Source organism: Phormidesmis priestleyi BC1401 (assembly GCF_001650195.1).
Classification (GTDB): domain Bacteria; phylum Cyanobacteriota; class Cyanobacteriia; order Leptolyngbyales; family Leptolyngbyaceae; genus Phormidesmis_A; species Phormidesmis_A priestleyi_B.
The window spans coordinates 1-7853 of the sequence record NZ_LXYR01000103.1 but is presented as its reverse complement, the minus strand read 5'-3'; the positions used below and the strand labels follow the sequence as shown (position 1 = coordinate 7853).

Annotated in this window: 6 protein-coding genes and 2 pseudogenes; 3 read left to right on the top strand and 5 right to left on the bottom strand. The window is 46.9% G+C overall.

Going from position 1 to position 7853, the window contains the following annotated elements:
- Positions 1-576: transposase (locus tag A8707_RS25020; RefSeq protein ID WP_156518507.1), on the top strand; the 576-nt coding region annotated here is incomplete at its 5' end.
- A gap of 437 nt (positions 577-1013) precedes the next feature.
- Here A8707_RS25020 and A8707_RS25015 read toward each other — a convergent pair.
- From A8707_RS25015 to A8707_RS24995, 5 genes are all read right to left on the bottom strand, one after another.
- Positions 1014-2174, bottom strand: a complete 1161-nt coding sequence (locus A8707_RS25015) for a cysteine desulfurase family protein (protein WP_068820037.1) — start codon at positions 2172-2174, stop codon at positions 1014-1016.
- A complete protein-coding gene (locus tag A8707_RS25010; RefSeq protein ID WP_068820036.1) occupies positions 2171-2854 on the bottom strand; it encodes a ParB N-terminal domain-containing protein in 684 nt (227 codons plus the stop codon). The genes A8707_RS25015 and A8707_RS25010 overlap by 4 nt, the downstream gene beginning before the upstream one ends.
- Entirely contained in the window at positions 2854-3717 is an 864-nt protein-coding gene (locus A8707_RS25005) for a ParA family protein (RefSeq protein ID WP_068820035.1), read from the bottom strand. Before A8707_RS25005 ends, A8707_RS25010 begins: the two co-directional genes overlap by 1 nt.
- A 64-nt stretch (positions 3718-3781) precedes the next feature.
- The gene (gene brxL, locus A8707_RS25000; protein ID WP_068820034.1) at positions 3782-5230 is read right to left on the bottom strand and encodes a BREX system Lon protease-like protein BrxL; all 1449 of its coding nucleotides are present in this window, start codon (positions 5228-5230) and stop codon (positions 3782-3784) included.
- On the bottom strand, positions 5217-7358 hold the full coding sequence (locus A8707_RS24995) for an alkaline phosphatase family protein (RefSeq protein WP_231948464.1): 2142 nt from the start codon (positions 7356-7358) through the stop codon (positions 5217-5219). The genes brxL and A8707_RS24995 overlap by 14 nt, the downstream gene beginning before the upstream one ends.
- On the opposite strand from A8707_RS24995, the pseudogene A8707_RS30760 reads away from it, so the two are divergent.
- Positions 7354-7591 (top strand): annotated as a pseudogene (locus A8707_RS30760) (ISKra4 family transposase); the annotation flags it as partial. The gene A8707_RS24995 and the pseudogene A8707_RS30760 sit on opposite strands and share 5 nt — an antisense overlap.
- Before the next feature lie 101 nt (positions 7592-7692).
- Positions 7693-7853, top strand: a pseudogene (locus A8707_RS30755) (ISKra4 family transposase); the annotation flags it as partial.

Below are 7853 nucleotides of genomic sequence, written 5' to 3'. Positions count from 1 at the left end.
GGGGTGCAGAAGCAACGAGGCAGACCGCGCAAGTACGACGGCAAAGTTGACCTGACAGACCTCAGTCACTTCACCTTTGTGGAAACCGTGCAACCCCAGGTTGACCTCTACACTGCCCGATTGTGGCACGTCTCCTTGAAGCGGGAGATTCGAGTCGCCTACCTAGTTGACCGTCGCGTTCCGAACCGAGTCCGCACCTGCCTGCTGTTCAGTACCGATGTTGAGCAAGCCCCCAAGCAGATTATTCAGTTCTATAAATTGCGCTTCGGGATTGAATTTCTCTTCCGCGATGCCAAGCAGTTTACGGGTCTGAGTGATTGTCAAGCCCGTGACCTCTTGAAGTTGGACTTTCATTTCAATGCCAGTTTTACCGCCCTCAATCTAGCGAAGTTCGACGCGCATCCCCAGCACACCGGTCAAGACCCATTTGTATTCTCAATGGCAAGCGTTAAGCGTCGTGCCCTCAATCAACACCTACTTGAACGATTTATTGCCACCTTAGACTTGGAGCCAAGCTTGATTAAATCCCATCCCAACTACTCAACCCTTTGCGATTACGGCACTATCGCCGCCTAAAACTGTCCGAAGTATTGTTAATTAGCGGTGTGTACTTTTCCGCCGTAAGGAACCAGTATTGACGGCGAGTATCTTCACTGGCAACAAGACGACACGAAATCGTGATCAGGCTCATGGGTAGCTCCGAGGGTCGCTAGGGTAAAGTGCAATGTTTAGGCAATGGCACGATCGTTTTTCTGGATCAAGCTATATTTGCCCTAAATAGTACACTAGTCCTAAAATAGCAATAGAAAAAATACAGTAGGTAAAACGGCGTTGCTAAATACAAAGATGAATTGCCCTCATCCCCAACCCTTCTCCTCAAGGAGAAGGGAGATAGAACTCTTATCCCCCCTTCTTTTGAGAGAGGGCTAGGGTGAGGATAAATCAGGCATTCATACTTCGATCCAGCAGCGCCTAAATAATTCGACGTTTATAGAACCAATAATCAACGAAATCTAAGACGTAGCACAGAGAACCTGCTGAACCTGGGTAATAGCTTCAGAAAGAATTGTTGCAGCGTCATTTATTTCTTCTTCCGTAGTAAACTTTCCTATGCCAATTCGGAGTGCTCCATCTACGACATCCTCTGGTAAGCGAAGTGACTGAAGAACATGAGAAGGTGACTCAACACCAGATGAACAAGCTGAACCTGTTGAGATCGCAAGTCGGTGGCGAATTCTTGCAATAACAGCGCTGTTGGGAACTCCAGGAACAGAGATATGAAGATTGCCAGCTAACTGGTAGGTAGTGTCGCCATTCACTACTAAACCAGAAATTTTTGCTAACAGGAGAGACTGGAGCTTATCCCGTTTAGAAGCGATCGCCTGCTCATCCTCTTCCATCTCCAGCGATCGCAACCGACAGGCTTCCCCCAATCCCACGATTCCCGGAACGTTGAGCGTGCCCGCTCGCGTTCCCTTCTGATGCCCGCCACCAAACAGTAATGGTTCGAGATGATAGCCTTTGCGAACGACTAAGGCTCCAACCCCTTTAGGTCCATAGAGTTTGTGAGCAGAGATCGCTAGGTAGGTAATGCCCCACTCCTGGAACTGAATTGGAATCTTGCCAACTGCCTGAGAGCCATCACAGAGAAAGGGAATGTCGTAGCGTTGGGCGATTTGAGCGATCGCTTGTATTGGGTAAATATTGCCAATCTCATTATTTGCAGCCATCACGCAGAGAAGAGACAGACCCTCCATGCAGACCTGCTCCAAATAATCAAGGTCAAGTCTGCCTTTAGAATCTATTCGGAGATAAATTAATTCCGCCCAACCTCGCTTTTCAAGAGCGTGGCAGGTGTCGAGAACGGCTTTGTGTTCGATCGGTAGCAGGGCGATGCGGTATGGTTTTTCTGGACTAGAGAGACTGCCTTGAATCGCCAGGTTAATGCTTTCGGTTGCGCCTGATGTCCAGATAATTTCTCTCGGTAAGGCTCCGACTAGATCAGCAACGTGTCTAGCAGCTTGTTTCACGGCAGCTTCGGCGCGATCGCCATACTCATGATCGGTGCTGCTGGCATTACCGAATTCTTCGATCATGTATTGGTAAACACAATCGGCAACTCGGCGATCGGTGGGAGTCGTAGCGTGATAGTCGAGGTAAATGGGAGTATTCATGTAAAGAGAAGATTAGCCCAACTATCCACAATCTCAACCATCTTTTTCTCGCTTAAGCGGTCGGTTTGCTTGACTACCTCCGAGAGAGAGTTAAACGGACGTTTTTTCACAATCTGCTCAACAATCTTATCTAGATTTTTCCCTTTAATACCGACTGACGTTAACCTGCGCGTCAGTTCAACGTCACTAAGTTGGTTAAAAGCATCGATCGGTTTTGTTTGCTTGGGAATCTGGTCAGAAATGCGCTGAAGGTTCGTTTCTAACTTTTGAGTCATGGCTCTCAATTCGCGATTAAAAAGATCCTCCAAGCTAGAGGACAGATCATCTAATGGGGTGATACTGGTAGTTGGGGTTGCTTTGGTTGAACTAGAAAGTTGTTCTAACAACTGTGCCTGTTGAATTGCCGCTTTTTCTTCTTCAGGCTTAATCACCAAGGCACTGACCATTTCTGCTTTCAAGGCATTTTTCTCTTTAGCTCTAACCGCAGCATAATATTCAAGATGTCCACTCACAACTTCGTACTCCTCAAATTTGACTACTTCTCTAAGAACTAGAGGACGTAATAAACCGTTAGTGTCAAGAATTAGTTTGGCTAATTTATCAACTTCGGATTGATCAAAGTTGGATGCAGACTGAGAAGAGGAAATTGATCTCGTTTCAACCAGGAAAAAGTCGACCATCAGCTAACCTCCACTTTTTTTAATACTTCATTTGCAAGCTTAATAAATTCTTTGGCAGAGTCAGAGTTGGAGTCAAACTTAAAGATTGACTTGGGATCTGGATAGAGCATATCTCCGACCTGCAAAGTTTTATTCAGGCAATTAGACAAAGCGACCCGTTCAAAAACCATAGAATCTAGGATAGGAATACCATATTGTTCAATCACCGCATTTTTTTGACGTGGAAGAACATAATCAAGATATTTTGAATTCGTCGAAACTTTAGAAGGTAGAATTCCTAAAACTTTCAAGTTATTCTTACCCATACTTTGGCGAGTTTCATTGATCTCTTCCTTAACAAATTGCTGGACAGTCGGTAAGCCTTGATTCGCAAAAGGCTTTAAATCTGAAGGAATAATCAGATAGTCGGCAGTTATGAGGGCAACCTGAGCATAGACATCGCGGGATGGTGGCGCATCAATGATGACAAAATCATAGCGATCGTCAACCAGTTTTAATTTATTGTTTAGCCTGATTCGAGTCGCCGTATATTTGGTCAGCTTATCCTGCTTCTCAATCAGGTCAACGTGGGCAGGAATAATGTCAAGCTCTGGATCGTTAAAGTACTGAGATTGTCTAACGATTTCTGGAATGAAGTGGAACTCGGAACTTTCTAATAAATGAGAGATATTACGAGCTTTAATATCGTCTTCTTCATCAAATTGAAACTTGACCAGCCCGGTTGCAAAGGTGGCATTTGCCTGAGCATCTAAATCGATCAGAAGTACTCTGTAGTTCATCTGCCTAAGAGCAGCAGCTAGATTAATCGAGGCAGTCGTTTTGCCAACCCCTCCTTTATTGTGATAAAACGCGATCGTCTTCATAAGGATTCAGTTCCAATAAGGTTAAACTTCAGCAGTTTGAAAAGTTGGTTTAGATCTAGACTAGTCAGGCTATTTCTGTATAAATTTCTCGATCGAATTGTCTAAACTCATCATCCAGATGATAGAGAGAATTGCGAATAGATTGACGCAACTTTCTAGCAGGTTCCAGGCAATCGCGTTGATAGTCCATCAAGGTTAATTCTAGATGAGGGTAAAGGATTTTAAGAAATCCTGCGGCTGATTTCAAGATAGAATTTTGATCGCGAACAGTTGCGCTTTGATCGAATTGAGTATGCTGTTGAGCATAGGATAGAAAACGATTATCTTGACGCAGAGAGAGTAGTGCCTCTCCAAAGAAATCCATTTTTAAGCCAACTTGAGACGCTGCCATTTGTCGTTGAAACTTGGGGATCTTCCAACCGGGAATAATGCCTGCGAAGCGATCAAGGAATGCGGTTTCGGCAAAAAATGGGGGTAGATTGGCAACCAGATTGTCTGGATTACGAGGCTGTAATTGCTCATTTAGCTCAATATTTGCCAGCATCACTAAGGAACAATCGCTAGCAATATCTTGAAACCCCGCCCGATTATAGCGACCACTGGCAGGGTAACTTTTCAGCGGACCAATCACCTCGTCGGGATTTTCAAATGTAAGGCTTTGCACTTCATCTAAAACCACTACATCATGTCGTCCTAGTAAGCCGACTTCTTTCGTACGACCATTAATAAAAAGCTGGGCAGGCGTGACTTTGCCGCCACTTACGAGCGCGACTTTACTGCTGATATTCTCAAACACAAAGCTTTTGCCAGTGCCTTTGGGTGCCAATTCCATCACATGGTAATTGGACTCAACCAACGGTAACAGACGGGCGAGAATCCAGGTTTCGGCTGACTGGCTGTAGTTTTGATGTTGGGGGTTAAAGCCCATTGAGCAAAAGAGTAAATCGCGCCATGCGTCGGTTGTAAACTTCGATCGACAGTCAGCGTAGGCTTGCAGATCGACTTTAGAGCATTGAAAGGGATCGAAATCCATCACCTCAACTTTGCCATCCGATCGCATAGAGATACTAATTTTGCCCCAAACTCCCTGACGCAGCAGCATTTTGTTACATTCAATCAGGTCAGTGGGTATGGAGCAGTCGTTGAGATTGATCACCGGAATCCGTGCAAAGGGATCGGGGATTACCCCAGATGCTTGGTCGAGCCTGACTCTAACTTGCATCAGGGCAATGAGTTTGTGAACTGCTCCTTGAGTCAGATCGAAAATGATTTCGTTGCGATCGTCCTTGCGCGGAAACGCTTTTTTGACAAAGTTATTTACCTTTTCAAGTTCTGCGCTGGTGAGTGCCCCTGTACCGGGCACAATTTTATCCAATAACCATTCGGCAACAAAGCTGGGAATCCCGATCGCCGTTAAGCCACTAGAGGGTAAGCGGGTCTTGTCAATGCTGAGGGTACTGAAGACATCCCGTACTAGAGTGTTGTCGTAGTCGATTGCTTTAGAGGAATTCATCAATGTTTACCCCCCCACTACTAAAGATTTGTTGAATGGTAATGGCTGAGTCAGCCTCTAGAGAGGCGGTTCCCGTCTCCGTCTGGGCAAAGCAAAATGTGAGTTCACCTGATAGGAAAAGGCGATCGCTTGGATAGTCGGGTGGCAGTTCGGGACAGCCGGGAATGGCAAGATTGAAGGAGACTCTTTGGTTGGCTGGAATAGATTGCTCCAATGGTAGCCCAGCCTTAAAGGTCGTTAATTCTTTGATTCGTAAGCAAAGATTTACCAGTTCAACTGAATTAGGGTTGTCGATCGTGACTTCCAACATTCCTGGCTTCCCAGCTTCTCCACCACCCTGACAATGAATTAGCACTGATTGGCGCGTGACAAATTTTCGCAGCACGAAGACACCTACTACTACCTCCTCCGGAAATAACCCACCGTGAGAGCCAATAATGGCTTTATCGGTCGTGTAGCTGTAAGAACCGAAGCTAGCAGAACTTCTGACAAGACTGAAATCGTTGGGTAGCCCATAGCGACCCCGTTCTAGCACCACAAATCGTGGATCATCCGTTTTGCCGATCGCGACTCTCCCTTCTACTTTTAAGCCGTCTGGACAGTGAATAATCTGGGCTAATTCACCCATCAGTTGTCCATGATCTGTTGCAACCACTACTTGTAGTTGCTCAGGATTGGGAAACTCACTCACGCAAGACTGAATTTCTGCCGCGATTGTTTTCAAACTCGCTTGGCGTTCAACCTTGTAGAGGTGTTTCCAGTCTCTGGCATTGTGAAAGAGTTTATCAAATTGAGTATTATCCCAACAGTAGAGACGGTGCTTTCCGGTCCGTAAATCTCGCAGCAGTTCTGCTTTGCGGCTGTCAGAGTATCGTTCTCCCATACCGATGGTTGAAAAGGCTTTGTTCATATCATCAACCCAAGAGCTATGCCTTGGTAGAAGCTGACTATAGAGACTCCATTTGGCATATTTTGTGACGGTTGGCAGAATACTAAAACGCGGTAGGGAACGTTCAATCGTTAGCTGTCGCTGACTGATCAAGTAGCCAAGTAATTCCTGGTGATCTAACCAGCCCAAGCCATCTACGACCACCCAAAGAACCGGGCTTTCCTGACAGAGGTGGCAAACTAGAGAAGCAACACTGTAATTCAGGTAGGAATCCTTAACAGAGTCCTCCTTTAGGTCAGGGTAGTGTTTGAGCAGCCATTCGACGAAACTATCCGCAAGGTGATCGCTGATCCGTTGATTAGAACTAACCTCGCTTATCACTACTTCCCAGCGGCGAAAGGGCAAATAGCTTTCGGTTACCCAGGTGAGCGCCTGTTGCGGACTGGCATGTAGCGGCAGAGGTTCGGGTTGAGCGGAAGGGTGGCGATCGCTCAACTCCACTTTCTGTTGATGGGTCAAGTAGGCAGAGAGCTTTGTTTCTCTCGCTTTTGTAATTAAACCGGGGCGGTTTGTCAGAACTTTGAACGCCTGAGCCGTGATCCGTTCACGTCCAGGTTGGGTTGCCAGAATGAGGTTGTCGAGGATGCTGGCATCGCTGCGATAAAGTGCTTGTTCCCAAAATTGGTCAAACTCGTCGGTTAGCCAATGGGGGATGGGCAGAGGATAAGGTTCGAGTTCGGTGACAGGTTGGGCAATTCCTAACCAGCGACACAGGAGCGATCGTTTGTCTGGGGTCTGGTAATACTTCGTCAGTGGGTTCGCTAGAACCTGTCGTTGCCAAACTTGCTCAAAAATCTGATAGGTTGCTGACACTTGGATTGCCAACCAAGTTGCCAGATGTGGAATCGAAGGTTTGCCAAGCCATAGCTGCAAGTCATGATTGGTCACTTCTGCTAAAAAGTGAGCGATCGGATTCTCCGGGTACTCATCCAATTTGCTAGATAGTGCCAGCAGTTGAGCATCATTCCATTCACTCGGTAGCAGCAAGGGATGAAACAGTGCTTCTAGTCTGGGGCGAGGATCTTGCTTAATTTGGACTGTCTGCTCTTGTCCTCTCAGCCGCAACCATTCGATCGCCCAATCACATAAGCGTTTTCCCTTAACCCAATAGGGCGAAGCCCCAGTTCCAAATGAACGGAACCATTCAACCTCAGTGGTAATGGCAACATAGCCAGGCAAGCAGCCCAAAGCGTATCAAACGCCCTACGGAGAAGTCGTGATTGAACGCCATGTCTATCAGCGCTCTGGAGGCGGGAAAACGGATTGTCCGCTAGAGCGAGCGTCTCGCATCATCATCACCTCCACGCCTCTGTTTGCGAAACAAGTGTCCTCGAAACTGGCGTATGGTTCCGCCCGAGACGTGCAGCGAGACTTGGCTGAGAATCATCAACGCCCGGTCGCCGTGTCCTACATCCAGCGTCTCAGTGAAGCGGTGGCCACGATCATTGAGGTGAAAGAAGAAAGTTGGGACTATGTGCCCCCTCAACTAGACGCTGAAATTGCCAGTGTTGCCATTGGCTTAGATGGCACCTGTATGCTGTTGTGCGACACCGGATGGAGAGAAGCCATGGTCGGCACCATCAGTCTGTATGACGCGTTTGGAGACCGACAACACACCATTTATATGGGAGCCACCCCCGAATATGGCAAGGCGACGTTTCTGGAACGGCTAGA

Bases quoted from the DNA above. Each gene is read 5' to 3' on its own strand.
- A8707_RS25015 (WP_068820037.1), bottom strand. From the start codon at position 2,174: ATGAATACTCCCATTTACCTCGACTATCACGCTACGACTCCCACCGAT.
- A8707_RS25010 (WP_068820036.1), bottom strand. From the start codon at position 2,854: ATGGTCGACTTTTTCCTGGTTGAAACGAGATCAATTTCCTCTTCTCAG.
- A8707_RS25005 (WP_068820035.1), bottom strand. From the start codon at position 3,717: ATGAAGACGATCGCGTTTTATCACAATAAAGGAGGGGTTGGCAAAACG.
- brxL (WP_068820034.1), bottom strand. From the start codon at position 5,230: ATGAATTCCTCTAAAGCAATCGACTACGACAACACTCTAGTACGGGAT.